Genomic DNA, 25,215 nt, shown 5'->3' with positions numbered 1-25,215 from the left:
CCTGCCCGCGTCCCGCCCGATGCCTTCGCCGGCGGGGCGTGAGCACTCGGCGGGCGAGGCGAGGACCGCCGCGTCACGGCGGGCGGTCGCGGCTCAGCCCGCGGGTTCGCCGGGTACCCGGGCGGGGTCGGCGTAGGCCTGCATGCGGATCACCCGGCCGTCGTGGAGGGTGTAGACGTCGGCGACCGTCATCCGGTGCTCGGTGCCGTCGGTCATCGTGCCGGTCACGTGGTGGACGACCACGATGTCGGCGCCCCTGCGGTGGGCGACCGGTTCGGAGCGCAACCGCGCCCAGCGGGCCCGCGATCCGCGCAGGTACGCGGCCACCGCCTCCGGGCCGACCCGGAGCCCGCCGTCGGGGAACTCGTCGGGTTCGATCCACTCCACCCGGGGGTCGAGCGCGGTGATCGCCTCGTCGATGTCACCGCGCGCGTAGGCCGCGTAGGACCGCAATACCACCGCGATGTCGGGGTCGGGCTCACCCTGCCCCGCTGCTGCCGCCGCTTCCGCCTCCGCCATCAGCCCGCACTCCCGCCCTGTCGCCGCCACGGCACTCCTGGCCTCGTCACCTTCACCGTACCCAGGCACCCGCGATCCGGCGGCGCCGTTCGCTTCGGGCGCAGGGCCGGCGGGATCTCCGCCCTCGCAACTGGTCCGTTCAGGTTCCGCCTTCGTCCGCACCGCACGGCGGCCGTGCGAACGCGGGGCGGGCACATGATCGACACTGGGACCTTCCTCAAGACCGCTGGGAGCGCCGCATGAACCACCGCACGGGACTCATCCTCGACTTCGGCGGGGTGCTGACCACCAGCGTGCCCGCCTGCGCGGCCGCCTTCGACCGCCGGGCCGGCCTGCCCGAGGGCACCTTCTTGTCGGTGATCGCGAAGAATCCCGAGGGCGCCGCCCTCTGGGCCGACCTGGAGCGCGGGGCGATCACTCAGACCGAGTGGAACGAGCGCACCGGCGCCCTGCTCGGCGTCGACGGCACCGGCCTGCTCGGCACGGTGCTGGAGGACCTCCATCTCGAACCGAGGCTGATCGCCGCCGCCCAGGTCGCCCGCGCGGCCGGGATCAAGGTCGGGATCTTCTCCAACAGCATCGGCCTGGAGCCGTGCGACCCCTACCTGGGCCACGACCTCGCCGCGCACTACGACGCCGTCCTGATCTCCGAGCACTACAGGGCCCGCAAGCCCGACCCGGTGCTGTACCGGACGATGCTCGGGCTGATGGATCTGCCCGGCGAGGCGTGCGTCTTCGTGGACGACACCGCCCGCAATCTTCCGCCGGCCCGGGAACTCGGCATCGCGACCGTCCTCGCCAGAGACCCGGGCGACACGATCGCGCAGCTGGAGACGCACCTCGGCCTGCGACTCACCCACGAGGTCTAGGCACTGTCCGGTGGATCTTGTGACCATTGCATGATCGGTTCGTTGTGCTGGCCATGGGACGGGGTGATCTGACAAACGCGGAGTGGGCCCGGCTGGAGCCGCATCTGCCGGTAGTCGGGCTGCGCGGTGGCCGCTGGAGTGACCACCGGCGGGTGATCGACGGGATCTTGTTCCGGGTGCGGACCGGGGTTCCGTGGCGGGACTTGCCGGAGCGGTACGGGTCCTGGAAGACGGTCTATGAGCGGCACCGGCGCTGGTCGGCGGACGGCACCTGGGACCGGATCCTTCAGGCGGTCCAGGCGGACGCCGACCTGGCCGGCCGCATCGACTGGTCGATGGTGAGCGTCGATTCGACGTCCTGCCGGGCCCACCAGCACGCGGCCGGCGCACGCAGGAAAGCACCCCGCGTCCCGAAAAAAGGTCGACGCCCCGGCACCATCGCGCCGACGAGGGACTCGGACGGTCCCGGGGCGGTCTGACCTGCAAGATCCACCTCGCCGGCGAGGGCGGCTGCCGCCCGATGGCCTTCCTGCTCACCCCCGGCCAGTGGGGCGACGCACCCCAGCTGGTCGAGGTCCTGAACCGCATCCGGGTAGCCCGGCCGCTCGGCGGCAGGCCGCGCACACGCCCGGACCACGTGGGCGGCGACAAGGCATACAGCTCCCGCCGCAACCGCCGCTACCTGCGAAGACGGCATATCAAGCACACCATCCCCGAACCGAAGGACCAGCGGGCCCACCGCAAACGCCGCGGCAGCCACGGCGGCCGACCCACCGGCTTCACCAAGGAGATCTACCGGCGCCGCAACGAGGTCGAACGCACGATCAACCGGCTCAAGAACTTCCGGGCCGTCGCCACCCGCTACGACAAACGCGCCTACCTCTTCCACGGCACCGTCACCACAGCCGCCATCCGCTTATGGCTCCGACCATGATCCGCCGGACAGCACCTAGGCCCTCACACCGGCGTTCAGCCCCATCACAACTCCCCGGCCCCGGAGTGGGCCGCGGGTCTCGACACGGCCCCCGAAGCGCTGTGATGTCCGCTCCGGGGGCCGGAACACCACGGGGGTCGTCCCCTCACCGTCCGCACCAACCGCCAGGGGGGAACGCACGCCCTTCCCGACCCGCACGAAGCCGACGGCCACGAACCCCGCGCGGTGCGCGGCCGTCAGCCGCCGGTATGTCGGCGGACGGCACCGTCCCCGTCAGGCCTGCGGCTCATCGGCGTGCGGCACCTCCCCCGTCAAACACCCGTAGGCGTACCGCGCGATGAGGGACGGTGCGATCGCCGTGACGTCGCCGGTGCCCCATACGGTGTCGTCGATGGGCAGGCCGTAGGAGTTGATGTAGAGCCCGACGTCGGCGAAGGCCATCATCTGCGACAGCGGGGTGGCCACCGAGTGGTGGCGGGTGGAGCCGGTCACCCACTTGAGGTGGCTGAAGCGCCCGTGCAGCGCGACGACCTGCGGGCCGGTGCCGTCGGGGCGGGCGGTCAGGGCCGCCAGGTGGGTCAGCCCGGTGTCGTTGCCCACGACGAGCGCGCAGCTGCCGAACAGGTCGACGCAGTCCGTCGCGTCGGGCCGTACGACGACGTCGAGGGGGCAGTCCAGCCGCGCTCCGGCGGCCTGCCGGGCCGGATCGTTGGTGAGCAGGGTGAACCGCCAGGCGCCGGGGGCGAGTTCGGTCAGGGAGCGGGCGACGTCGAGCAGGCCGTCGACGCCGTAGTCCTGCCTGCTGCCGTAGGCGCTGGAGGTGGAGACCAGCACGACGTGCCGCGGGTCGGTGTTCGCGGTGCGCGACCGGAAGCGCGGGGCGGGGGCGCCGTCCAGCGGCAGGCGCACGCCCAGGCGCTGTTCGACCTCCAGGTAGTACCGCATGGGGAGGGCGGAGTGGACCTCGACCTCGTCGTCGACCGGGTCGAGCCACGGCGGGACGTGGGTCCGCGGGGCCCCGGGCGACGGGTCCTGGCCGGCGCCGGCCCAGGACGGGGGCCCGGTGGGCGGGACCGTGGCGGACACGGCCGCCGCCGGGGTGGACACGGTGTGCTGCGGGCCGTCCTCGCAGGCGGCGAAGGGAAGGTCGCACCGTTCCATCAGGCGGTGGCGCGGGCCGCGGTAGACCACCTCGGCGGGCGCGGCCCCGGTGACGGCCGACGCGTCGAGAAGGGCGCGGGCGACGGTCAGTTCCAGCAGCAGGTCGCCGAACGGGACCGCGGACGTCCCCGCGCTGAAGCCGCCGCCCGGGTCGGCGACGAACCGCACGGACCAGCCGTTCGCGGCCACGGCGTCCAGCAGCCGGGTCGGGCCGTCGGGCGCCTCCCCCTTGGCGCGGCGGTAGGGCAGACGCACCCCCAGCGGGGCCGCCCGCCGCGGGACGACCAGCCGGCCGCCGGGCTGGAACTTCACACCGTCAATGCTCCACACGTCCGTCGCTCCTTCGTGCGCTCGCCCGCCGGTCCCGTGGGTGCCGGGCCCGGGCGGTCCTTTCCTACCCGTAGGACTTCAGCGCGCGCCAGTCGGGGACCCGGCGCCGGCCGGAGGTGACCTCGGCGACCAGGACGTCGTAGGCGTGGCCGAGTTCCGTCAGCTGACGCGCCGCCAGCGCGCCCTTGCCGGCGAGTACCGGATCGTCGTCGCCGCGGGCCTTGGCGCTCAGCTTCTGCGAGCGGATCCAGGCGATGCACAGCCGGTCGACGATGCTGCCGAGCGTCTCGGTGTGCAGCGGGGCCGCGTGCTCCTGGGTGATGTGGTCGTGCACCCAGGTGTCGAGCAGGTCGATCAGGCCGCTGCGCCGCATGTTCATCGCGTCGATCTCGCGTTTCACGGCGGCCAGCTTCTCGGGTTCCGCGGCGAGTTCCCGTGCCTCGTCCTCGGCGTCCCATTGGCGGCCGTGGTGGGCGCACAACCGGCGGGACGTGCCGATGAACACCGATTCATTCGGCTTCTCGGTGTTTCGCGGGCCGGGGAGAGCGAAGGTTTCGATTATGGCTGCGGCGGAGGGCACCTCATCCGCTGTTCGACCCAAGTTCATCTCCGCTCCCTTGCCGTGGGTTCCCTGACGACATCGAACTAGGCGGAGCGAGTTTCCGCACCGGCGGATCAGACTTTCACCGCACGACTGTACATGGGGTCCCCGGATTGCGTACCCGGCAGATCGACGGGAAATTCCAGCCTGCTGCCGAGTGACCGAAATTCCCCTTGGTGCGGCTGGAAACATGCGTTCGGCCGGTACGCAGGCGGTGCGTGCGAGGGCCACCGCGGTAGGTATGCGCCGCCCGCCGGACAGGCCGCAGCCGCCGGAACGCCCGGGACCGCCCCGCGTCGGCCGCCGCACCGGCGGCGGCCACCCGCGGTCGGCGGACCGCGCTGAGCTGGCCATATACCGTGCGCCCGCGCCCTGTCCGCCTGCGTCGGACACGCCCGGACGAGGCCCCGCCCGCCGCCACGTCCCTGCGGACCGGTCGCATCCGCAACCGGACACCGCCTGCCGCGGATCGGGCGGTCCGCTCCGGCCGGGCGGGGTCCGGCGGCCGGATCATGCACGGGTCTTGCGCGCCGCCAGATGTCCGGATAGCTTTGCGAAACGTACGGCCGCAATTCTCCCCACCGGTACGCCCGCACTCGCGAAAAGCGCTCCCGCGAATACCGCTAAAGAGTTCGCCGACGGTTCAGCCCCCACATATCAGCCGCATTTCCCTCTTCCTTGTTTCTTGCAGCCCCATTCCTTCGCCGATGCCCATCGGAATCGGACGGATCTCGGCGTGGGGTCGTCGAGCCACGCGTCGGACCCGGGAAGTCCGGTCACGGTGAGAGCGCGCATACGGACCTTCCTTCGGCCTTGCCTGCGGTGCCGTCAGGCATCCGTCCACGAAAGGTCAGCCTTGTTTGCCAACGCATCTGATGAGCTTTCGGACGCGCCGGCGGCCCTTGCCGCTCGTGCCCGCAGACGCCTGCTGGACCTGGCCGTCTCCCGCCCGGTGCACCTGGGGGCATCGCTCAGCGTCGTCGACATCCTGGTCGCCGTGCACCGTGCCTTCGGGTTCACCCCGGCCCGGTCCGCCGACCCCGACCGCCACCGCCTCGTCCTGAGCAAGGGGCATTCGGTCTGGGCGCTGTACTGCGTGCTCGCCGAACTCGGCATGCCGGGACTCGACGACCCGCGCGCCGGGCACCCGCTGGACGGCACCCCCGGGGTGGAGGCGGCGACCGGGGCGCTCGGGCACGGCCTGTCCATCGGCGCCGGACTGGCGGAGGCCGCCCGGCTGGACGGCAGCGACCGGCGGACCGCGGTGGTCCTCGGCGACGGTGAGCTGAACGAGGGCTCGGTGTGGGAGGCCGCGATGTTCGCCGCCCACCGCCGGCTGGGCAATCTCGTCGCCGTCGTCGACCGCAACACCCTCCAGCAGGAGGGCCCCACCGAGCAGGTGCTCGCCCTGGAGCCGCTGGCGGCGAAGTGGGAGTCCTTCGGCTGGCGGGTGGCGGAGGTCGACGGGCACGACTGCGGGCTGCTCGTCGACACCCTGACGCGGCCGTCCGCCCCGACGGACCGGCCGACCGTGCTCGTCGCCCACACCGTCAAGGGGCGGGGGGTGCCCTACATGGAGGGCGAACCGCGCTTCCACCACCTGCAACTGACCGAGCGGCAGCACCGTGAGGCCGTCGCCGCGCTGGACCCGCGCCCGGCGGTGGCCCGGTGACCGCCCCGGCCGCGCGGCGTCCCGCGTACGCCCCGATGCGGCCCGCCGTCGCCCAGGTGCTCGGCGAGGCGGCGGACGCCGACCCGGCGCTGGTGGTGCTGGGGGCCGACGGGTACGGACTGGCCACGCAGGTGCGCGACCGCCATCCGCGGCGCTACATCGACGTCGGGATCGCGGAGGCGAACCTGGTGGGCGTCGCGTCCGGGCTGGCCCGCTCCGGGCGGCCCGTCGTGGTCGGCACCATGGCTCCCTTCCTGGTGCGGCGGGCCGCGGAGCAGATCCGCAACGACGTGTGCAACCCCGGTCTGAACGTCACCTTCCTGGGGGTGGGCGGCGGCGTCAGCTACGGCACGCTCGGCCCCACCCACCACGTACCGGAGGACCTGGGCTTCTTCAGCGGCCTGCCCAACACCCGGGTGTTCTGCCCCACCGACGTGGTCGACGCCGCCTGGGCGGTGCGCGAGGCACTCGCCTGGCCCGGCCCGGCGTACGTGCGGCTGGGCGCGCGGGAGGACCGGGTGGTGCATCCGGCCGACCGGGAGTTCCGGGCGGACGGCCTGCTGCTGGCCGAACCCGGCGAGGCGCTGGCGGTGGCCACCGGCGTCGGGGTGCCGGTGGCCCTGGACGCCGCCGGGCTGCTCGCCGGCCACGGTGTCCGGCTGGGCGTGCTGGCGCTGCCCGTCGTCAAGCCCTTCCCGGCCGAACGGGTCCGCGAACTCGCCACCGGGCTGCGGGCGGTCGCGGTGGTGGAGGAGCACCTCGACAGCACGGGGATCACCCAGCACACCGCACGGGCGCTGGTGGGGCGGTGGCAGGGCGCCTTCCTGCCGCACGCCGTCGACGACTCCTATCCGCCGCTGGGCGACCGCGCCGAACTGCTCGACCACTTCGGGATCACGGCGGAGGCGGTCGCCGCCTGCCTGCTGGCGTCCCTGGGACGAAGGAGTGAAGCGCGATGAGGATCCTCATGGGCGCGCAGAGCTGCGGCTTCGGACCGGTGGCCAAGCTGGCGGCGATCTCCCGGCTGATCCCGCAGCACGAACGCGTCTTCTGCGGGGACACCGTGGCCGTCGTCTACGCCCGGCGCAACGCGGCCATGTTCGACCGGCTCCACGACACCGGGGCGGAACGGGCCGGGCTGCTCGACGAGTTGATCGAGCAGAGCGACTGCGTGGTGTCGGTGATGGACGCCGAACTGGTCTGCCGGGCCTACGCGGCCGGCCGGCCCGTCGTCATGGTGGACAGCCTCTTCAGCTTCTGGCAGCACGAGGTGGAGCTCGACCGGCTGGCCGAACTGTGCCGGGACATGCCGCGCGGCCGGGCCGAGGCGGTCCTGGAGCGCCTGGCGCCGCTGCGGCCGCACGAGCAGATCCTCGCCGCCCACCTGCTGTGCGACCACAGCATCGTGCAGAACCTGCGCGGGGTGCCGGAGCGGATGGCCCGGTTCCGGGAACTGGGCGCGGGCCCCATGCACCTGACCGGCTCCATCATCGACACCCAGGTGCTGGACGGCATCTCCCCGCAGGCCGAGGCCGACTGCGACCTGCTGATCAACATCGGCGGGTTCAAGAACTTCCTGCTCGACTACGACGTCAACAACGCCTACCTCAAGCTCTTCGACCGCTGGATCCCCGACCTGCTCAAGGACTGGGAGCGCTTCGACCGGCTCACGGTCTGCGGCGGCGCGTTCAGCGAGGGCCGCGAGCACCAGGTGGAAGTCCGCGGCCGGCACGCCTCGTTCCGCATGCTGCCGCACAACGAACTGCTCCAGCAGGTCGGCACCGTGCCCCACTACATGCTCACCCCCGGGCTGACCAGCATCCACGAGGCCATCAGCATCGGCCGGCTGCCCATGGCCCTGCCCGAGCAGCACTACGGGCACGTGTTCAACCTGCGGAGCCTGGACGGCACGCTGTTCCACTCCTGCGGGGTCCGCCTGACCGACGTCGCACCCGAACACCCGGTCCCCCAGGACGACTTCACCGGCACCGCGGCCATCGTGGCGCTGGCGGAGCGGATCTTGGAGGAGGAGGAGCTGTACAAGCGGTTCCGCCACATGCTCAACAGCCGCATCGAGCAGCTGGTCGGGTTCGACGAGCGGCAACGGGCGGACGGCGTGGCCGAGTTACGCGCCCGGCTGGCGGCCAACCCCATCTCGCAGATCACCGAGTCGCTGTTCGGCACGCCGGCGGGAGCGCAGGGCGCCATCGCGACGGGAGGGCGGCGATGACCTCCCAGGCCCCACCGGTCCCCCCGCAGCTGATGGACCGGGTCCAGGACACCCTCGGCCGGCTGTGCGTGCTCGACGGCATCCCCGAGGACGAGGTCCGCTTCCGCTCCTGGGTGCCCAACAGCGCCCGCAAGCAGCGCCGCCGGCTGTTCGTGTCGGGCGGTGCGCGGGACCGGCCGGTCTACGTGGCCAAGATCCCGCTGGACCCGCTGGACACCATGGTCGTCAAGGAGCGCGGCATCCTGCGCGCGCCCGCTCCCGCCGGGGTGGCCCGGCCCGGGGTGGCGTGCGAGTTCGACCGCGGCTTCGTCATGGACTGGGTCCCCGACCGCGACTTCCCGCACGCCTTCGGCGAGGGCGGCACGGACCGGGCCCGGGTCCTGCTGGAGCAGGCCGTGGACCTGATGCTCCCGCTGCACACCGGCGACCCGGCGGCCGGCCCCGGCGACGCGACGCCCATCGCCCGGGCCTACCTCGGCGACCTGCTGGAACAGGCCGGCCCGGCGGCCCTCGACGCGCTGAGCCACACCTGGATCGGACCGAGCCACGGCGACCTGGGGCCGTGGAACATCCGCTGGGACGCCTCGGACGGGCGGTTGGCGCTGATCGACTGGGAGGACTACCACGACAGCGGCATCACCACGATCGACCTGCTCAACACCGTGCTGACCAGCGCGCTGGTGGTGTTTCCCGACTACCAGCAGCGCGGTTTCGGCTGGCTGGGCGAGCAGATGTTCGGGCTCGACGGACCGTTCCGCACCGCGATGCGGGCCGCGCTGCGCCGCTACGCCGGCGCCACCGGGCAGTCCGCCGCCGCGCTGGCCCGCCTGGTGCCGGTGTGCTGCCTGTGGCTGCACCGCCGGATCGAGAAGCAGGGCAGGCCGGCGGACCACCTGTTCTACCGGCCGCTGACCGAGTACTTCCTGCGTGCGGAGCCGGACTGGATCGGAGCCCTCGATGACTGATCCGTCGCCGCGCCGCCGCCCGGGGCGCCGGCGCGCAACCCACGCCGACAAGGAAGAGGGGCCGAAGTGAACGGGTACGTCAACCGCGTCGGGGTGGTCGGCGCCGGAGTCATCGGCAGCAGCGTCGCCCAGGCGGTCGCCCGCAGCGGGATCGAGGTCGTCCTGCAGGACGCCTCGCCGGAGGCGCTGGCGACCGCGCGGCGCTCGATGGCCACCGGCGAACGTCTCGCCCGGCTGCGCAAGGGCCCCGGGCAGCAGGCGCCGGTCACCTTCACCGGCACGCTCGCCGACCTGGCCGGCTGCGACCTGGTGATCGAGAACGTCACCGAGGACATCACGCTCAAGGAGGAGGTCCACCGGGCGCTGGACGCCGTCATCTCGCCCGAGTGCGTCGTGGCGGTGAACACCTCGGCCGTGCCGGTCACCCGCCTCGCGCTGGCCACCGGGCACCCCGGCAGGATGGTCGGCGCCCACTTCATGAACCCGGTCTCCCTCATCGACACCGTCGAGGTGATCCGGCCCGAGTACGCCGACGACGACGCGGTCAAGACGCTCCAGGCGCTGCTGGAGCGGATGGGCAAGGCCAGCGTCGTGGTCGCCGACATGGCCGGGTTCGTCATCAACCGCTGCCTGATGATGTTCATCAACGAGGCCGCCGACCTGTGTGCGTCCGGCGTCGCGACGCCCGCCGAGGCCGACCGGCTCTTCCGCGGCTGCCTCGGCCACAAGTCGGGACCGCTGCGCACCGCCGACCTCATCGGCATCGACACCATCGTGCGGACGCTGGAAGTGCTCGCACGCTACTACGGCCCGGCGCGCTTCACCCCGGCGCCCGTGCTGCTGCGCATGATCGACGCCGGCCGGCTGGGTTGCAAGACCGGCCAGGGTTTCTACGTCTACACAGCCGAGGGAGAGCACTGAGATGGCCGTCGAGGTTTCAGCCGATCAGGTGCGGGACGCGGTCAAGGCCTATCTGGGCCGGTTCCTCGACGACATGGACGGCATGGAGGACGTCGACCTGATCAGCGGCGGCCTGCTCGACTCCCTGGTCGCCGTCCAGCTCATCGACTTCATCCAGAACCGGTTCGGTGTCACCGTCGACGACGAGGACCTGGAGATCGCCAACTTCGACTCGGTCAACCGCGTCGTCGCCTTCGTCGAGCGAAAGCGGGGCCGCGCATGAGCGGCCCCGCCACGGGGGAACCGGAGCACCTGGCCGCGTTCGAGGCGCTGGCCGCCGACAAGCTCGCGCCGCTGGCCGAGGACTGGGAGCGGGCCGGCGCGGTGTCGCGGGAGATCGTGCCGCTGCTGGCCGGCGCCGGCCTGCTCGGCGCCCTGGTACCGACCGCGTCGGGCGGCACCGGCTGGAGTCACCGCGACTACGGCGAGGCCAACCGGGTGCTCGGCGCGCTGTCGCCGTCCGCGCAGAGCCTGCTGACCGTGCACGGCATGGTCACCCAGGCCCTGGCCCGGTGGGGTTCGGCGCCGCTGCGCGCCCTGCTGCCGCGGTTCGCCGGCGGTCACGCGGTCGCCGCCTTCGCGCTGAGCGAGGCCGACGCCGGCAGCGATGTGCGGCAACTGGCCAGCACCGCCGAGCAGGTCGACGGCGGCTGGCGGCTGACCGGCGTCAAGCGCTGGATCAGCTTCGGCCAACTCGCCGACGCCTTCCTGGTGTTCGCCAGGACAGCGGCTGGGGACGCCGCCTTCCTCGTGCGGCGCGACGACCGCGGTGTCACCGTGTCGCCGGAAGCGCGGACCGCCGGACTGCGGGCCGCCCGGCTGGCGGTGCTCGAACTCGACGGCTGCACCGTCCCCGGTGAACGCCTCGTCGGCCGCCCGGGGTTCGCGCTCACCCAGATCGGTGGCCGGGCCCTGACCTACGGCCGGCTGTGGGTCGCCTTCGGCGCCGTCGGCCTCGCCGAGTCCTGCCACCGCGCCACGTTGGAGCGGATCACCACGCAGAGCCGGTTCGGTCAGCCCCTGAAGGACTTCCAGCTCGTGCGCGGACTGGTCAGCGACACCGAACTCGCCGTGCGCTCCGCCCGGTTGCTCGCCCGGCAGGCCGCCACCGCCTCCGACACCGCCTCGCAGTGGCTGATGGACGAGGTGCTGGCCGCCAAGCTGGCGGCCAGCCGGGCGGCGACCCTGGCGGCCGGGGTCTGCGCCCAGATCCACGGCGCCCAGGGCCTGGTGGAGGACAGCCCCGTGCAGCGCCGGCTCGCCGACGCCCGCGTGATGGAGATCATCGAGGGCAACACCCAGCTCGTCCAGGACCTGCTGGCCGACCAGACGATCGCCCGCTGGCGGGCGACCTCCCGAGGAGGCGTTCAGTGACGGCGAGCGAGCCATCCGCGGCCCTGCCCCTGGTCAAGTGCGTGGTGTGGGACCTGGACAACACCTTGTGGGACGGGGTGCTGGCGGAGGACGGCAAGGTGGTGCTGCGCCCCGGCGCCGCGGACGCGGTGCGCCGGCTCGACGCGCTGGGCGTGCTCCAGTCGATCGCCAGCAAGAACCAGCCCGACGCGGTCCGCGCGAAGCTCGACGAACTCGGCCTCAGCGACTACTTCCTGTTCCCCAAGGCGTCCTGGGACGCCAAGTCGGTCCTGCTGCGCCGGATCGCCGAGGACCTCAACATCGGCGCCGACACCCTGCTGTTCGTGGACGACTCGCCGTTCGAGCGCGCCGAGGTCGCCTCCGAACTCCCGGTGCGCTGCGTGGACTCCGCCGACATCGACACCCTGCTCGCCCACCCGGGCCTGCCCACCGCGGCGCCGACCGCGGACGCCGCCCGCCGCCGGGTCCGCTACCAGGAGGACGGCCGGCGCAAGGCGTACGAGGAGCAGTTCGCCGGTCCGCGCAACGAGTTCCTGCGCTCGTTGGACATGCGGCTGTCCATCCGGGCCGCCACCGCGGACGACCTGGACCGCGCCTCCGAACTGACCGTGCGCACCAACCAGTTGAACACCACCGGGCTGACCTTCTCGCGCGAGCAGCTGCTGCGGCTGATGACCCGCCCGGAGAACACCCTGCTGGTGGTCTCCTTGCGCGACACCTTCGGCGACTACGGCACCACCGGGCTGGTCCTGGCCGCCGAGGAGGCCGGCGAACTGCGCATCCGGCTGTTCCTGATGTCCTGCCGGGTGATGGGCCGCAACGTCGGCGGAGCGGTGCTGGCGTACCTGGCAGAACAGGCCGACCGGCGCGGGCTGCGGCTCAGCGCGGACTTCCGGCGCACCGACGTCAACCGGCCCATGTACATGGTCTACCGGCTGGCCGGCTTCGGCGACGAACAGCACGACGGGCCGGTCATGCGGCTGTTCCTCAAACCCGACGCGCCCCGCACCCGGCCCGCCTTCCTGACCCTGGTCGCCGATGACCGCGTACGGTGACCCGCCGCGCCCGACCGGCACCGGCCCGCGGCTGCCGCTGCCCCGCGCGCACCGCCGCGCCGGCACGGCTTTCCCGGCACGACGAGATCCGAGCGACCTGGAGGTGGGACGGTGAACGCACAACGGTTCAAGGGCCGCCATGTACTGGTGACCGGTGGCGGACGCGGCATCGGACGCGTGGTGGCCAAGGCGTTCGCGGCCGAGGGCGCGACGCTCACGGTGGCCAGCCGCACCACCGCGCAGACCGAGGCGGTGGCCGCCGAGATCACCGCTGATGGAGGCACCTGCCTGCCGGTCACCTTCGACGCCGGGGTGGAGGAGGACGTCGACCGCCTGGTCGCGACGGCGTCCGCCGCGAACGGCCCCGTCGACGTGCTGGTCAACTGCGCCGGGGCGTTCGACCTCGGCCCCACCGCCGACTTCTCCGCCGACCGGGCGCGGCGGCTGCTGGAGACCAACGTGATGGGCACGTTCCTGGTGACCCAGCGCGTGGTCCCGGCCATGATCGAGCGGGGCGGCGGGAAGGTCGTCAACTTCGCCTCCCTGCTGTCCTTCACCGCCTTCCCCGGCCGCGCCGCGTACGCCGCCAGCAAGGGCGGGGTCCTCCAGCTCACCAAGGCGTGGGCGGTGGAGTGGGCCCGCCACGGGGTCAACGTCAACGCGGTGGCGCCCGGCATGATCCAGATCGAGACGCCGCACCCGGCGATCGCGGCCGGGCGGCTGGCCGAGGACGAGATCGTCGGCCGCATCCCCGCGGGACGCCGCGGTGTCCCCGACGACATCGCCCAGCCGGTGCTGTTCCTGTGCTCCGACGCCGCCGACTACATCCACGGCCACACCCTCACGGTCGACGGCGGCTGGCTCGTCAACGGCTACGTCTGATCCCCGTACGACGTGCCACATCCGAAGGAGAGCTGATGCCCCGTCCCCCCTCCGCCCACGCCGTCGTCGGCTGCGGCCGGGTCGCCCCCAACCACGTCGACGCCTTCCGTGCCCTCGACGGGTGGACGGTCGCCTGGGCGTGCGACCGCGACCCCGCCACGGCCGCCGCGTTCGCCAGCGAGTACGGCATACCCCGGGTCACCGGCACGATCGACGACGTGCTGGCCGATCCGGACGTCGTCAGCGTCAGCATCGTGGTCGACCACGCCCAGCACGCCGGCCTGGTGGAGCGGGCGCTGCGGGCCGGCAAGCACGTCCTGGTGGAGAAGCCCCTCGCGCTGTCCGTCGAAGAGGGCGAGCGCCTGCTGCGGATCGCCGAGGAGTGCGGCCGCGTGCTGTCGGTGGTCTCGCAGCACCGCTACGACCCGCTGGTCGTCGGCCTGTCCGACTGGCTCAGCGCCGGGCTGCTCGGCCGGCTGCTGTACGTACGGTCCGTCCTGGAGGCCAGCCGCGACGAGTCGTACTACAAGGACAGCTACTGGCGCGGCACCTGGGAGGGCGAGGGCGGCTCCGCGCTGATCAACCAGGGCTACCACTGCCTCGACGTCACCCGTGCCGTCTGCGGTGAGCTGACCGTGGTGTCCGCGATGGCCAGGGCCGGTGAACTCTTCGGCACCATGCGGACCGAGGACACCCTGTGCGCCCTGCTCGCCGCCGGGCCGGTCCCGGTGTCCTTCGCCGTCACCGTGGGCAGCACGGTCACCTGGCGCACCCGGCTGGAGTTCGTCGGCACCGCGGGCACGGTGGAGCTCGACCTGGACCACCCGGGCAAGCTGCACCGCGCCTGGGGCAACCCGGAGCTGGAGCGCCGCGCGGCCGCGCTGGACCCGGCCGCCGAGGAGGCGCCGCCGGGCACCGACTACTACGGCATCTCGCACCGCCGGCAGGCCGCGGACTTCACGGCGGCCATCGCCTCCGGCAAGCAGATGGCCGCGGACGCGCGGTCGGGGCTCGCGATGGTGCGGCTGATCACCGGGCTGTACGACGCCGCGGGACTGCCCCGGGTCCCGGCTGCCGGCGGGGCCTGACCATGGGGCGGATCGTCGCCGCGGTGGGGGTGCCGCACACCCCTGTCTTCCCGCGACTGGCCGCGGAGCCGGCGGGGGCGGACCTGCGGGCCCGCTACTCGGCGGTGGCCGACCTGCTGGCGGCCGCCCGCCCGGACGTGCTGTGCGTCTTCCACTGCGACCACATCAACGCCTTCTTCCTGGACAACTGGCCGACGTTCGCCGTGGTCGCCGCCGAGACCGTGCGCTGCCCGGTCGACGAGGTGCCGCGGGTGCCGCAGACGGACGTCGCCGTGCACACCGGCCTGTCGGTCCGCCTCTACGAGCACGCGGTGCGGCGGGAGTTCGACCCGTCGCTGGTGATGCGGGCCGGCGCGGACCACGGGCTGGCGGTCCCGCTGCACTTCCTGGACCCGCGGCACCGCCTGCCCGTCGTCCCGCTGCACATCAACGGCATGGTGGCCCCGTTCCCCTCGGCGCGCCGCTGCCTCGCCCTGGGCCGCGTCGTGGCGGAGGCGGTGGCGGACTGGGCGGCGGACGTGCGGGTCGCCGTCGTGGCCAGCGGCAGTTTCTCCCTGGAGGTCGGCGGTCCGCGGGTGCCCCCGGGGGCCGGTTACGCCGTGCCCCGGGCGGACTGGGCGGCCCGGGTGGTGCAGTTGCTGCGCGCCGGCGACCTGGAGTCGCTGGTGCGCGAGGCCACCCCGCCGCTGCTCGCGGACGCCGGAACGGTCGCCGGTGAACTGCTCAGCTGGATCGCCACTGCCGGAGCCGTCGACGGCCTCACCCTGGCCCGTCTCGACCACCGTGAAGGAGAGGCCCATGCTTTCGCGGCCTGGACCCGGTGAGGTGGCGGGGCTGTTGCGCACCCACCGGATCAACGAGATCTGCCACCGGGTGGGCCGGGACACCGAGTTCCGCGCGCGGCTGGCCCGGGACGCGGAGGCGGAGCTGCGCACCCTGCCGCTGACCGGCACCGAGCGCGCGCAGCTGCTGGCCGGCGACGTCGCGGCGCTCTACGCGAACGGCGCGCACCCCGTGCTGCTCGTGCGGTTGGCCACCTTCGGCCTGTTCGGCCTGGACGCCGAGACGTACGGGCACCGGATGGCCGGCGCGGTCCGGGCTCCGCGGCACGAGGAGAGCGGGAATGGCTGACCGGCATCCGGACCGCACAGCGGCGGCACCGCGACGTACGCCGCCGGGCCGGTCGTATTCGGGCGGGCGTTCCGCGGAATTCGGGGAATTCCCGGCGGCACCGGCGGGGCCCGCGCGCGGATTTGATTCCGGGGGCGACCGCGGTGCGGCGGCAGCCGGATTCCCGCGGTTCACCGGACGGGCGGCCGTTGCGGGCCGGTACCCTCTGTCGTCGGAAGGGCTGAGGCCGACAGGCGTGGGAGCGGCGACAACCGTGAACCGCCTGGGCGGGCCCGCCTCATGTCGATGTGTTCCGCCGCAAGGCGGACAAACAGGTGGTACTGGTAATGTTGTTCGAAAACGGAGACGCCGGCCCGCGCGGCGACTCCTGTGTCCGGCCGCAATCCCCGCCGGTGGATTCCGCCCCCGCCTCGAACGGCGGTGGATTCCGTGAGAATTCTTCTCGCCAGGGGGCCCGAGGGGTTCGCCGGTGAACCTGGTCCGGCGCAATCGCAATTTCCGCCTCTATCTGCTCGCCCGCTGCATCACCGCGCTGACCCTCGCGATCGGCCCCACGGTGATGGCGTTCGCGGTACTGCGGGTCGACCACTCCGTCGGCGCGGTGGCCACGGTGGTGACGGCCTCGCAGTTACCGATCATGGTCTTCGTCCTGATCGGCGGTGTGCTGGGCGACCGGTACGGGCGGATGTCGATGCTGGCGGGCGCCAACGTCATCTCCGGGCTCTCCCAGATCGCCATGATGGTGCTGCTGCTGACCGGTACCGCCACGGTGACGACGCTCGCGGTGGCGGCCGCCGTCGGGGGCATGGCGACCGCGGTGGCGCTGCCGGCCGGTGGCGGGTTCGTCGCCCAGATCGTGGCCCCGGCGGAGGTGGGGCAGGCGCAGGCGCTGCTGTCGGTCACCCGTACCACCTTGATGGTGGTGGGGGCCGCGGCGGGCGGTGTGATGGTCGGCTTCCTGGGCACGGCGCCCGCGCTGCTGGTCAACGGGCTGCTGTACGCCGCCAGCGCGCCGCTGCTGATGATGGTCGTGGCACCCGGCGCGAGCCGGGCCGTCTGCAGCTCGCTCGCCGGTTCGCTGCGGGACGGGTGGCAGGAGTTCTGGGGGCACAGATGGCTCACCGTCACCTTGGCGCAGACGCTCGTCTACAGCGTCTGCGTCGCGGCGGGCTTCCAGGTGCTCGGCCCGGCGGTCGCCTCCCAGCGGCTCGACGGCGCCGCGGGCCTGGGCCTGCTGATGGCCGCCCGGGCGCTGGGGTCGGTGGTCGGCGCGGTCATGGCGATGAGGGCCAGGAGCATGCGGCTGTACCCCGCGCAGGCCGGCCTGGCCGTCCAGGCCGCGATCCTCGCGCTCATGGGCCTGTCCGCGCCCTTCACGGTCCTGCTGGTGGCGATCGCCGCGGAGGGGGTGGCGTCGGAGTACTTCCAGGTCGTCTGGCAGACCAACATTCAGCTGCGCATCGACGTGGATATGCTCTCGCGCGTCACGTCCTATCCCACGCTGGTGAATTACGGGAGTACTCCGCTGGCCTCCGCCCTGGTGGTCCTGGCGCACCGCCACCTGTCCTACGGAGGGGTTTTCCTCCTGCTGGCCGTATTCACCCTCTGCGCGACGCTCACGACGATCGCCTCTCCCAGCGTGCGGAAACTGGGCACCGCCCAACTGGTAATGGAACACCAGTCGCAGGAGGAGGTCGTATAACCGCGCCGGACGGGTGTGCGGAATCAGGTGCCCGGCCCGGGCCATTGCGGACGGTCTTTCCCGAACCCGCCCATGAACCGCCTTCCGAGCACACCCACCGGCCTGATCGGAGTAGTCGATGACCGAGGAGACCTTGTCGCGCGAGTGGGAGACCATCGTGATCGGCGGCGGACCGTCCGGCCTGTTCGCCGCCCACGAGATCGCCCGCGCCGGGCGCGACGTGCTGCTGGTGGAGGCCGGCGACGGCATGTTCGACAGCCTGTGCCCCCGGGTGAAGGCGGTGGCCCGCGGCCGGCAGATCCGGGAGGCGGAGAAGTTCCGCCTGCAGTGCGCGCGCTGCACGTGTCTGACCGGCATCGGCGGCGCCGCCTTCCACTTCGACACCAACCTCGGCTACATCAAGGGCCTGACCAGGTCGAAGGTGGAGAAGGACGAGAACGGCGCCCTGCGCAAGTACAGCGGCCTGGAGCGGGCGCTCGGCAGCTTCGAGCGGGCGGAGCACGGCACCCGCGACGTCTACGACACCTTCTACCGGCTGGGGTTGAGCCGGGTGCAGGAGCCGCACGAGAGCGCGGCCGAGCAGCGGCAGGCGGACGGCTTCGTCCTGGCGGACACCGCTCCCTCGCAGTCGATCACGGTCGACGAGGCGCTGGTGGTCATCGGCCGGATGTGCGACGAGATCACCAGCAACTCCGGGCGCATCCTGCTGCGGCACCGCGTCACCCGCGTCACCCGGTCCGGCGAGCGGTTCACCGTGCACACCGAGGGCGCGCAGGGCGGCACCCACACCGCCCGCTCGGTCATCGTGGCGGTCGGCAAGCTGGGCCTGGGGTGGGTCCGCGAGGTGCTGGCCGAACTGCACGTCGAGCACGAGTCGCCGCGCCGCGTCGAGGTCGGGGTGCGCCTGGAGACGGCCGCGCCGGAGGCCGCCCCGCTCACCGCGTCCTGCCACAACCCCAAGCTCAGCTACTTCAACGCGGCGGGCGAGTCCGTGCGCACCTTCTGCGTGTGCGTCGGCGGGCGCATCATGCAGTACCAGTTCCTCGACACCGTCGTCCTCGACGGCCAGCACTGCCTGAGCGCGCCCACCCGGCGCACCAACTTCGGCGTGGTCACCACGGTGAACGCGCCGGACGGCACCGGCGGGACCGAGTACGCCCTGGACTTCGCGCGCCGGGTGAACAAGGCGTCCGGCGCCGGGGCGCTGGTGCAGAGCGTCGCGGAGTTCCTCGGCTGGTCCGCGCGGCCCGGCCGCGACATCGGATCGAGCCTGCCCGGCGCCGTGCGCGGCGACCTGGCCGCCGTCCTCGGCCCGGAACGGGTGGCCGACGTGGCCGGCATGGTCGAGCGGCTCAACGACTTCAGCCCCGGCATGATCGCCGGGCACGCGCAGGTCGCCGCCCCCGTGGTGGAACGCATCTATCCGTCGATCACCTTGTCGGACGACCTGGAATCGAGCGTCCCCGGCCTGTACTTCGTGGGCGACTCCTCCTCGAAGATCATCGGCGTCACCTACGGCGCCGTCACCGGACGCGTCGCGGCCCGCGCCGCACTGGCCCGCTAGGCACCGCACCGTACGAAGGGAGGAACCTACCGTGCTCGTGTTGCCAGAACGAACCGCCGCTCCGGCCCCCGGAACGGCCCCGGTGGTGCTGCGGGGGCCCGCCGAGACCGCGCAACGCGCCGCGGCGGCGCTGGGGATGCCCGTCGAGCAGGCCCTGCTGGCGGCCCTCGCCCTGCTGGCCGAGCGGTTCCGGCAGCCGTGGCGCTGGCGGCTGCGGGACCGGCCGGTCACCCCCGCGCCGCTGTCCCCCGGCGCCCGCCTCGCGGACCTGCTGCCCGCACCCGGTGACGTGCCGTCAGCCGCCGCGGCCGGCGGCGAGCAATCCGCGCAGCCCGTGGTGGCCGTCGGGGAAGCGCTCGACCCGCTGCGCGACGACCTCGCGGTGCGCGTCGACGGCGACCTCGTCCTGGAGGCCAACCCGGCGGCCTTCGACGCCGAGGCGCTGCGCCAACTGCGCGACCACCTCGACCTGGCGCTGCACGCGGCGGCCGCCGACCCGGCGGTCCCGGCCGCCGGCATCGAACTGCTCACCGAGGCGGAGGCCGCCTTCCTGGAGCGGCACGGCGGAACCCCCGAGCCCGCGCCGCCGCTCACCCTCCATGAGATGTTCTCCCGGCAGGCCCGGGCGACCCCGGACGCCGTCGCGCTCCAGCACGGGGACGCGGTGCTGGACTACCGCACCCTGGACGAGGCCAGCGACGCGGTCGCACGCGTGCTGGCCGAACACGGGGTGCGCACCGGCTCCCTGGTGGGGGCGACGGGGACGCGCACCCTGGAGCTGTTCGTCGGGCTGCTCGGCATCCTCAAGGCCGGCGGCGCCATCGTCCACCTCGACCCCGCCCACCCCGACGCGCACCTCGCCGCACTGGTCGAGGCCGCCGGCGTGCGGGTGGTGCTGGTCTCCCCGGGCGGGAGCGTACCGGCCGCGGGCGAGCACGCCCCGCAGGGCGTGCCGATCCACGACGTCCTGGCGTGGACCGACCGCACCCCCGCGCCGCGGGCCGGGGCCGGACCCGAGGACCCGGCCTACGTGATCTTCACCTCCGGGACCACCGGCCAGCCCAAGGGGGTGCTGCGCCCGCACCGCATGCACACCTCGCGCATCCGGCTCGAACAGCGGATGTACCACCTCGGCCCCGGCGACCGGGTCCTGCTGAAATCCCCCATATCGTTCCGCGAGTTCCTGTGGCCGCTGGCGGTCGGCGCCACCGCGGTCATCGCCCGCGAGGGCGGCGAACGCGACGACCAGTACCTGGTGCGCCTCATGCGCGACGAGGAACTGACGGTCGTGAGCTTCGTGCCGTCCATGCTCCGGCTGCTGTCGGGGCACCCGTCCTTTCCCGGGCTGACCCGCCTGCGCCACGTCTTCGTCGGCGGCGAGAAGCTCGCCCGCGACCTGGAGGACCGGCTGATCGGCTGGGGCCACGCGGTGCACAACACCTACACGCTCACCGAGGCGGACTACGTACTGCACCGCTCGGGCCCCACCGCGGAGCCCTGCACCGGTAGCGTCGTCGGCAGGGCGCTGGACATGCGGGTCTACCTGTGCGACCCGGTGGGCCGCCGGGTGCCGCCGGGCGTCGTCGGCGAGATCCACACCGGCGGCCCCGGGTTGGCCGCCGGCTACGTGGGACGCCCCGACCTGACCGCGGAACGCTTCGTGCCCAACCCCTTCGACGACCGCGTCCCCCTGCTGCTGCGCACCGGCGACCTGGCGCGCTTCCTGCCGGGCGGCGAGGTGGAGTACATCGGCCGCGCCGACCTCCAGGTCAAGATCCGCGGCCTGCGGGTGGAGCCGACCGCGATCGAGGCGGTGCTGCGCGAACACCCGCAGGTCCGCGAGGCGGTGGTGGTCGGGTACGCCGACGCCGAGCAGGGCGCCCGGCTCTTCGGATTCGTCCGGCCGGGCGACACCGCGCCCTCCGTGGAGAGCCTGCGCGCCCACCTGGCCGAGCGGGTGCCGGAGCACATGGTGCCCTCCTACTTCGTCTTCCTCGACCGGATGCCCATGCTGCTGAGCGGGAAGGTCGACCGCTCCGCGCTGTCGCCCGACTTCGGCGACCGCCCGGCCCTCCAGGTCCCGTACGCGCCCGCCCGCACCGAACTGGAACAGCGGCTGGCGCGGGTGTGGTCCCGGGTGCTGGGCGTCGCCCGGGTCGGCCTCGACGACGGCTTCACCGACCTCGGCGGCGACTCGCTGCGCGTGCTGGTGCTGCGCTCGACGCTGGAGCAGGAGTTCGCCACGACCGTGCCCGTCGCCGACCTCTTCGACCGGCCGACGGTACGCGCCCAGTGCGGGCTGTTCGCCCCGGACACCGGCGGCACCCGGCACCCCGGCACGCCGACGGCGCGGGAGGAGGCCCGTGGCCGCGAACAGGCCCGCCGGGCCGCCCTGGCCGCCACCCGGTCGCGTACCCGCGGCGGCACCGGGGGGACGGCGTGACCGGCATAGCCGTCGTCGGCCAGGCGTGCCGCTTCCCCGGCGCCGCCGACCCGGCGGCCTACTGGGCCGGGCTGCTGGCCGACGGCGACAGCATCCACCGCGCGCCACGCGCCGACCTGGCCGGGCTGGTGCCCCAGGCCCGGCTCGGCAACCCCAGGTTCGTGGCCGCCTCGGGGCTGATCGACGACGTCTTCGACTTCGACCCCGGCCGCTACCGCATCTCGCCCCGCGAGGCGGTGATCACCGACCCGCAGCACCGGCTGTTCCTGCACGTCGCCCGCGAGGCGCTGGAGAACGCCGGCGTGCTGCCCCGGCGGGCCGGCCAGATCGCCGTCTTCGGCGGGGTGGGCCGCAACCGCCACGAGGACATGGTCCGTGCGACCCTCCCGGACCCGGACGTGGAGGACCTGACCCTCGAAATCGGCAACGAGAAGGACTACTTCGCCACCAAGGTCTCCTACCGGCTGGGGCTGACCGGGGCGAGCGTCGTGGTGCAGTCCGCGTGCTCCACCGGACTCCTGGCGGTCCACCAGGCGTGCCTGGCACTGGCCAACTACGAATGCGACGTCGCCCTCGCCGGCGCCTCCACCGTCCGGCTGCCCCTGGAGTACGGGTACGTCTTCGGCCCCGGCGGCATCGGCTCGCCCACCGGTTTCTGCCGCCCCTTCGCCGCCGAGGCGGACGGATCGGTACCGGGCGACGGGGTGGGGTGCGTGGTGCTGCGGCGGCTCGACGACGCGCTGGCCGACGGCGATCCGCTGCTCGCCGTCATCCGCGGCTCCGCGGTCAACAACGACGGGACCAAGGACGGGTTCGCCTCGGTGAGCGCCGCGGCGCAGGTCGCCGTGATCGAGACGGCCCTGGACTTCGCCGAGGTCACCGCGCGCGACATCGGCTACGTGGAGGCCCACGGCTCCGGCACCGCGCTCGGTGACGAGACGGAGTGGACCGCCCTGGGCCGGGTCTTCAAGGACGGGGTCGTGGTGGGCTCCGCCAAGTCCCAGCTCGGCCACCTGCGCGAGGCGTCCGGCATGGCCGGCCTGCTCAAGACGATCGCCGTGCTGCGCGAGGGCCGCATCCCGCCGAGCCTGAACGGCGGCAGCCCGGCCCGTTACGCGACGAACGGCCCCGGACCCCGCCTCGCGACCGCCGCCGAGGACTGGCACGCCGCCGGGGGCGGACCGCGCCGCGCCGGGGTCAGCTCGTTCGGCCTGGGCGGCACCAACGTGCACCTCGTGATGGAGGAGCCGCCGGCCCGCGAGCTGCCCGCCGGGAGCGGCCGGGCCGAGGTGCTGACGATCTCGGCGCACACCGCCGAAGCGCTGCGCGCGACCGCCGAACGCCTGCTGGCCCCCGCCGGCCCCACCGCGCACATCCCGCTGGCGGCGGTGGCCGCCACGCTCCAGCACCGCAGGGAGCACCTGCCGCACCGCTGGGCGGTGGCCGCCGTACAACCGCAGGAGTGGTCGGACGAACTGGCCGACGGCCCCCGGAACACGGAGCCGGCCGCGGCGGACGGCTGCCCGACGGGCTTCGTCTACCCGGGCATCGGCGACCACTACGCCGGTATGACCGAAGGCCTGACGGACTATCTTCCCGGCTTCCGCGACCTGCTGACCCGGGCGCTCGACGAGGCCGGTGAGGTCGCCGGCCGCGACTTCCACCGGGCGCTGTCCCCCGGGCCGGCGGCCAAGGGCGGGCGTGGGACCGGCGCGTCGGTCGACCTGCGGGCCATGGTCCGCGGCACCCCGGGCGGCGCGGCGCTGTCCGACCCGGTCAACGCCCACGTGGTGACCTTCTGCGTGCAGACCGCCCTCACCGCGGCCCTCGCCGGCGTCGGCGTGGTGCCCGCCGCCGTCATGGGACACAGCCTCGGCGAACTCGTCGCGGCCACGGTCGCCGGCGTCTTCGAACCCCGCGACGCCTACCGCGTCCTGGTCCGCCGGGCCCAACTGGTCGCCGCCCAGCCCGAGGGCGGCATGCTCGCCGTCTCGCTGCCCGCCGACGACACGGCCGAACTGACCGGTCCCGGCGTATGGCTGTCCACCGTCAACACCCCGAACAGCTGCGTCCTGGGCGGCGAACGCCCGGCCCTGGCCGCCGTCGCGGCCCGGTTGGCCCGCCGCGGCGTGCAGACCCGCGCCATGCCGGTCTCGCACGCGTTCCACACGCCCATGCTCCACGAGGCCGCCGAAGAACTGCGCGAACTGCTGGCGTCGCTGACCCTGCGCCCGCCGAAGATCCCGATGGTGACCGGTGTGACCGCCGACTGGGTGGGCTCCGAGATCACCCGGCCGCAGTTCTGGGCGCGTCAGCTGTCCTCGACGGTCCACTTCGGCGCCGGCGTCGTGCGGCTGTCCGACCGCTGCGCCGCCCTGCTGGAGGCCGGACCGGGCCAACTGCGCTCGATCGCCCACCAGTCGGGGATCGTCAAGCCCGGCACGGTGGCCCTGGCGACCGTGCGCAGACGCTACGAGGTCGCCCGCGACGATGTCTTCCTGGCCCGGGCGCTGGGCCGGCTGTGGGAGCGCGGCGCCGACATCGACTGGGCCGCGCTGCGCGGCACCCCGGCCGCACCGGGCGTGCCGCTGCCCCCGAACGCCTGCGACGACCGCCCGTTCCGGGCCGGCTCCGGCCTGCTGGGCGCGCGGCCCCGCACGGCCGGCGACGACGCCCAAGGCGTCGGTGGCGGCAGCGGTCACGAGCCGTCCGGCCGCCCCGCGACCGGGCCGGCGCCGCTGCCGTCCGATTCCTGCGGCACACCGCCGCCCGGAACCCGGGAACTGCTGGCCGGCATCTGGCGGGACGTACTCGGCGTGGCCGACGTGGACCCGGCGGACCACTTCTTCGACCTCGGCGGCGACTCCCTCATGGGGGTACGCCTGATCGCGATGCTCGAGTCCTCCCTCGGCGCGGCCGTCCCGGCGAAGGTCGTCTTCGAGTCGGCCGTGCTGTCCCGGATGGCCGCCGCCGTCCAGCGATGGCTGGAGACCCGGCAGGACCCGGACTGAACCACGGCGGCGCGCCCCCGCGTTCCGCTCCGTCCCCCGCCCCACCCCGACGACGAGGAGTCCTTGACGTGGAAGCATTCACCGAGCGCTGGACGAAGAACTTCGCGAAGCTCTACACGGACGTGCCCTTGGCGGAGATCTCCTGGTTCACCGGCGCGGTCAGCCCGATGCTGTCGCAGCTGGTCATCGACGGGACCCTCCAGCCCGGCCAGAAGGTGGTGGACCTCGGCTGCGGCGCCGGCGTCCAGGCCGCGTTCCTGGCCAAGCACGGTATGGACGTCACCGGTGTCGACAGCTCACCGGCCGCGCTGGAGGCGGCCCGCCGGCTCATCGAGCTGTTCGGCGTCGAACTCGACCTCGTCCAGGCCGACATCCTGGAGACCACCCTGCCCGACGGCCACGCCGACGTGGTCAACGACTCCTTCATCTACCACAACGTCCGGCCCGAGGCCCGGGACGCCTATGTCGCCGAGTCGGCCCGCATCCTCAAGCCGGGCGGGCTGATGGTGGTGGTGGGCTTCTCCGACCGCATGACGCCCGGCAGCGGCCCGATCCGGCTGACCTCCGACGACGTGCTCGACCCGTTCATGCGGCACTTCGAGGTCGAGGAGTTCCGCCGGTTCCGCAACCTGCCCACCCAGGTGCGGCCCGACCAGTGGCACTGGTTCGGCCTCTTCCGCCGTCGTGAGGCGGCCCGCCAGGCGTGACCCGGGACCGGCGGCAG

The 25,215-nt window shown here is 73.4% G+C and carries 22 protein-coding genes; 19 read left to right on the top strand and 3 right to left on the bottom strand.

Annotation, left to right across the window (positions count from 1 at the left end):
- Positions 1–93 precede the first annotated feature (93 nt).
- Complete coding sequence (locus POF43_RS01400) at positions 94–549, bottom strand: nuclear transport factor 2 family protein (protein WP_271321848.1); 456 nt, start codon at positions 547–549, stop codon at positions 94–96.
- Positions 550–758: 209 nt separating this feature from the next.
- Here POF43_RS01400 and POF43_RS01395 point away from each other — a divergent pair, with 209 nt between their 5' ends.
- Together POF43_RS01395 and POF43_RS01390 are read left to right on the top strand one after the other, a co-directional pair.
- Entirely contained in the window at positions 759–1,388 is a 630-nt protein-coding gene (locus POF43_RS01395; protein ID WP_271321849.1) for an HAD-IA family hydrolase, read from the top strand.
- A 53-nt stretch (positions 1,389–1,441) separates the two neighbouring features.
- Positions 1,442–2,322, top strand: a protein-coding gene (locus POF43_RS01390) for an IS5 family transposase (RefSeq protein ID WP_271321850.1) whose coding sequence is annotated in 2 segments (ribosomal slippage) — positions 1,442–1,802 and positions 1,802–2,322 — 882 coding nt in all. Because the reading frame shifts where the segments join, the coding sequence is not laid out codon by codon here.
- A gap of 273 nt (positions 2,323–2,595) precedes the next feature.
- Here POF43_RS01390 and POF43_RS01385 read toward each other — a convergent pair.
- Together POF43_RS01385 and POF43_RS01380 are read right to left on the bottom strand one after the other, a co-directional pair.
- Positions 2,596–3,813: a glycosyltransferase family 9 protein gene (locus POF43_RS01385; protein WP_271321851.1), complete on the bottom strand. Its 1,218-nt coding sequence runs from the start codon at positions 3,811–3,813 to the stop codon at positions 2,596–2,598.
- A gap of 64 nt (positions 3,814–3,877) precedes the next feature.
- Complete coding sequence (locus tag POF43_RS01380) at positions 3,878–4,318, bottom strand: DUF4254 domain-containing protein (protein ID WP_271312791.1); 441 nt, start codon at positions 4,316–4,318, stop codon at positions 3,878–3,880.
- A 952-nt stretch (positions 4,319–5,270) separates the two neighbouring features.
- Between POF43_RS01380 and POF43_RS01375 the strand changes: the two genes are divergently transcribed.
- The 17 genes from POF43_RS01375 (at position 5,271) to POF43_RS01295 (ending at position 25,198) form a co-directional block, all read left to right on the top strand.
- On the top strand, positions 5,271–6,086 hold the full coding sequence (locus tag POF43_RS01375; RefSeq protein WP_271321852.1) for a transketolase: 816 nt from the start codon (positions 5,271–5,273) through the stop codon (positions 6,084–6,086).
- A complete protein-coding gene (locus POF43_RS01370; RefSeq protein WP_271321853.1) occupies positions 6,083–7,045 on the top strand; it encodes a transketolase family protein in 963 nt (320 codons plus the stop codon). Before POF43_RS01375 ends, POF43_RS01370 begins: the two co-directional genes overlap by 4 nt.
- Entirely contained in the window at positions 7,042–8,316 is a 1,275-nt protein-coding gene (locus POF43_RS01365) for a hypothetical protein (RefSeq protein WP_271312794.1), read from the top strand. Before POF43_RS01370 ends, POF43_RS01365 begins: the two co-directional genes overlap by 4 nt.
- Positions 8,313–9,281 carry a phosphotransferase family protein gene (locus POF43_RS01360; protein WP_271321854.1) on the top strand — a complete coding sequence of 323 codons (969 nt, stop codon included), beginning with the start codon at positions 8,313–8,315 and terminating at the stop codon, positions 9,279–9,281. Before POF43_RS01365 ends, POF43_RS01360 begins: the two co-directional genes overlap by 4 nt.
- 66 nt (positions 9,282–9,347) lie before the next feature.
- Positions 9,348–10,202 (top strand): 3-hydroxyacyl-CoA dehydrogenase family protein, encoded by an 855-nt coding sequence (locus POF43_RS34745; RefSeq protein ID WP_271321855.1) that lies wholly within the window; start codon positions 9,348–9,350, stop codon positions 10,200–10,202.
- 1 nt (position 10,203) lies between these two features.
- Entirely contained in the window at positions 10,204–10,464 is a 261-nt protein-coding gene (locus tag POF43_RS01350; protein ID WP_271312797.1) for an acyl carrier protein, read from the top strand.
- Positions 10,461–11,615: an acyl-CoA dehydrogenase family protein gene (locus tag POF43_RS01345; protein ID WP_271321856.1), complete on the top strand. Its 1,155-nt coding sequence runs from the start codon at positions 10,461–10,463 to the stop codon at positions 11,613–11,615. The genes POF43_RS01350 and POF43_RS01345 overlap by 4 nt, the downstream gene beginning before the upstream one ends.
- Entirely contained in the window at positions 11,612–12,670 is a 1,059-nt protein-coding gene (locus POF43_RS01340) for an HAD-IIIC family phosphatase (protein WP_271312799.1), read from the top strand. Before POF43_RS01345 ends, POF43_RS01340 begins: the two co-directional genes overlap by 4 nt.
- A 111-nt stretch (positions 12,671–12,781) precedes the next feature.
- Positions 12,782–13,552 (top strand): SDR family NAD(P)-dependent oxidoreductase, encoded by a 771-nt coding sequence (locus POF43_RS01335; RefSeq protein ID WP_271321857.1) that lies wholly within the window; start codon positions 12,782–12,784, stop codon positions 13,550–13,552.
- 35 nt (positions 13,553–13,587) lie between these two features.
- Entirely contained in the window at positions 13,588–14,640 is a 1,053-nt protein-coding gene (locus POF43_RS01330; protein WP_271321858.1) for a Gfo/Idh/MocA family protein, read from the top strand.
- Between the two features lie 2 nt (positions 14,641–14,642).
- Positions 14,643–15,464: a DODA-type extradiol aromatic ring-opening family dioxygenase gene (locus tag POF43_RS01325; RefSeq protein WP_271321859.1), complete on the top strand. Its 822-nt coding sequence runs from the start codon at positions 14,643–14,645 to the stop codon at positions 15,462–15,464.
- Positions 15,439–15,771, top strand: a complete 333-nt coding sequence (locus POF43_RS01320) for a hypothetical protein (RefSeq protein WP_271312803.1) — start codon at positions 15,439–15,441, stop codon at positions 15,769–15,771. The genes POF43_RS01325 and POF43_RS01320 overlap by 26 nt, the downstream gene beginning before the upstream one ends.
- A gap of 469 nt (positions 15,772–16,240) precedes the next feature.
- Positions 16,241–17,473 (top strand): MFS transporter, encoded by a 1,233-nt coding sequence (locus POF43_RS01315; protein WP_271321860.1) that lies wholly within the window; start codon positions 16,241–16,243, stop codon positions 17,471–17,473.
- A gap of 118 nt (positions 17,474–17,591) precedes the next feature.
- Positions 17,592–19,037, top strand: coding sequence for an FAD-dependent oxidoreductase (locus POF43_RS01310; RefSeq protein ID WP_271321861.1), 1,446 nt, complete (start codon positions 17,592–17,594; stop codon positions 19,035–19,037).
- Positions 19,038–19,077: 40 nt separating this feature from the next.
- Positions 19,078–21,480, top strand: a complete 2,403-nt coding sequence (locus tag POF43_RS01305; protein WP_271321862.1) for a non-ribosomal peptide synthetase — start codon at positions 19,078–19,080, stop codon at positions 21,478–21,480.
- Complete coding sequence (locus POF43_RS01300; RefSeq protein ID WP_271321863.1) at positions 21,477–24,491, top strand: type I polyketide synthase; 3,015 nt, start codon at positions 21,477–21,479, stop codon at positions 24,489–24,491. Before POF43_RS01305 ends, POF43_RS01300 begins: the two co-directional genes overlap by 4 nt.
- Positions 24,492–24,559: 68 nt before the next feature.
- Positions 24,560–25,198: a class I SAM-dependent methyltransferase gene (locus POF43_RS01295; RefSeq protein WP_271318520.1), complete on the top strand. Its 639-nt coding sequence runs from the start codon at positions 24,560–24,562 to the stop codon at positions 25,196–25,198.
- Positions 25,199–25,215: the final 17 nt, after the last annotated feature.

The organism is Streptantibioticus silvisoli (assembly GCF_027947535.2).
Lineage (GTDB): Bacteria > Actinomycetota > Actinomycetes > Streptomycetales > Streptomycetaceae > Streptantibioticus_C > Streptantibioticus_C silvisoli.
Note: the sequence above shows the minus strand (reverse complement) of the source record. Positions and strands in the feature narration are given on the sequence as shown.

Coding starts and splice junctions, on each gene's coding strand:
- POF43_RS01350 (WP_271312797.1), top strand. CDS start 10,204: ATGGCCGTCGAGGTTTCAGCCGATCAGGTGCGGGACGCGGTCAAGGCC.
- POF43_RS01330 (WP_271321858.1), top strand. CDS start 13,588: ATGCCCCGTCCCCCCTCCGCCCACGCCGTCGTCGGCTGCGGCCGGGTC.
- POF43_RS01345 (WP_271321856.1), top strand. CDS start 10,461: ATGAGCGGCCCCGCCACGGGGGAACCGGAGCACCTGGCCGCGTTCGAG.
- POF43_RS01325 (WP_271321859.1), top strand. CDS start 14,643: ATGGGGCGGATCGTCGCCGCGGTGGGGGTGCCGCACACCCCTGTCTTC.
- POF43_RS01320 (WP_271312803.1), top strand. CDS start 15,439: ATGCTTTCGCGGCCTGGACCCGGTGAGGTGGCGGGGCTGTTGCGCACC.
- POF43_RS01395 (WP_271321849.1), top strand. CDS start 759: ATGAACCACCGCACGGGACTCATCCTCGACTTCGGCGGGGTGCTGACC.
- POF43_RS01310 (WP_271321861.1), top strand. CDS start 17,592: ATGACCGAGGAGACCTTGTCGCGCGAGTGGGAGACCATCGTGATCGGC.
- POF43_RS01360 (WP_271321854.1), top strand. CDS start 8,313: ATGACCTCCCAGGCCCCACCGGTCCCCCCGCAGCTGATGGACCGGGTC.
- POF43_RS01365 (WP_271312794.1), top strand. CDS start 7,042: ATGAGGATCCTCATGGGCGCGCAGAGCTGCGGCTTCGGACCGGTGGCC.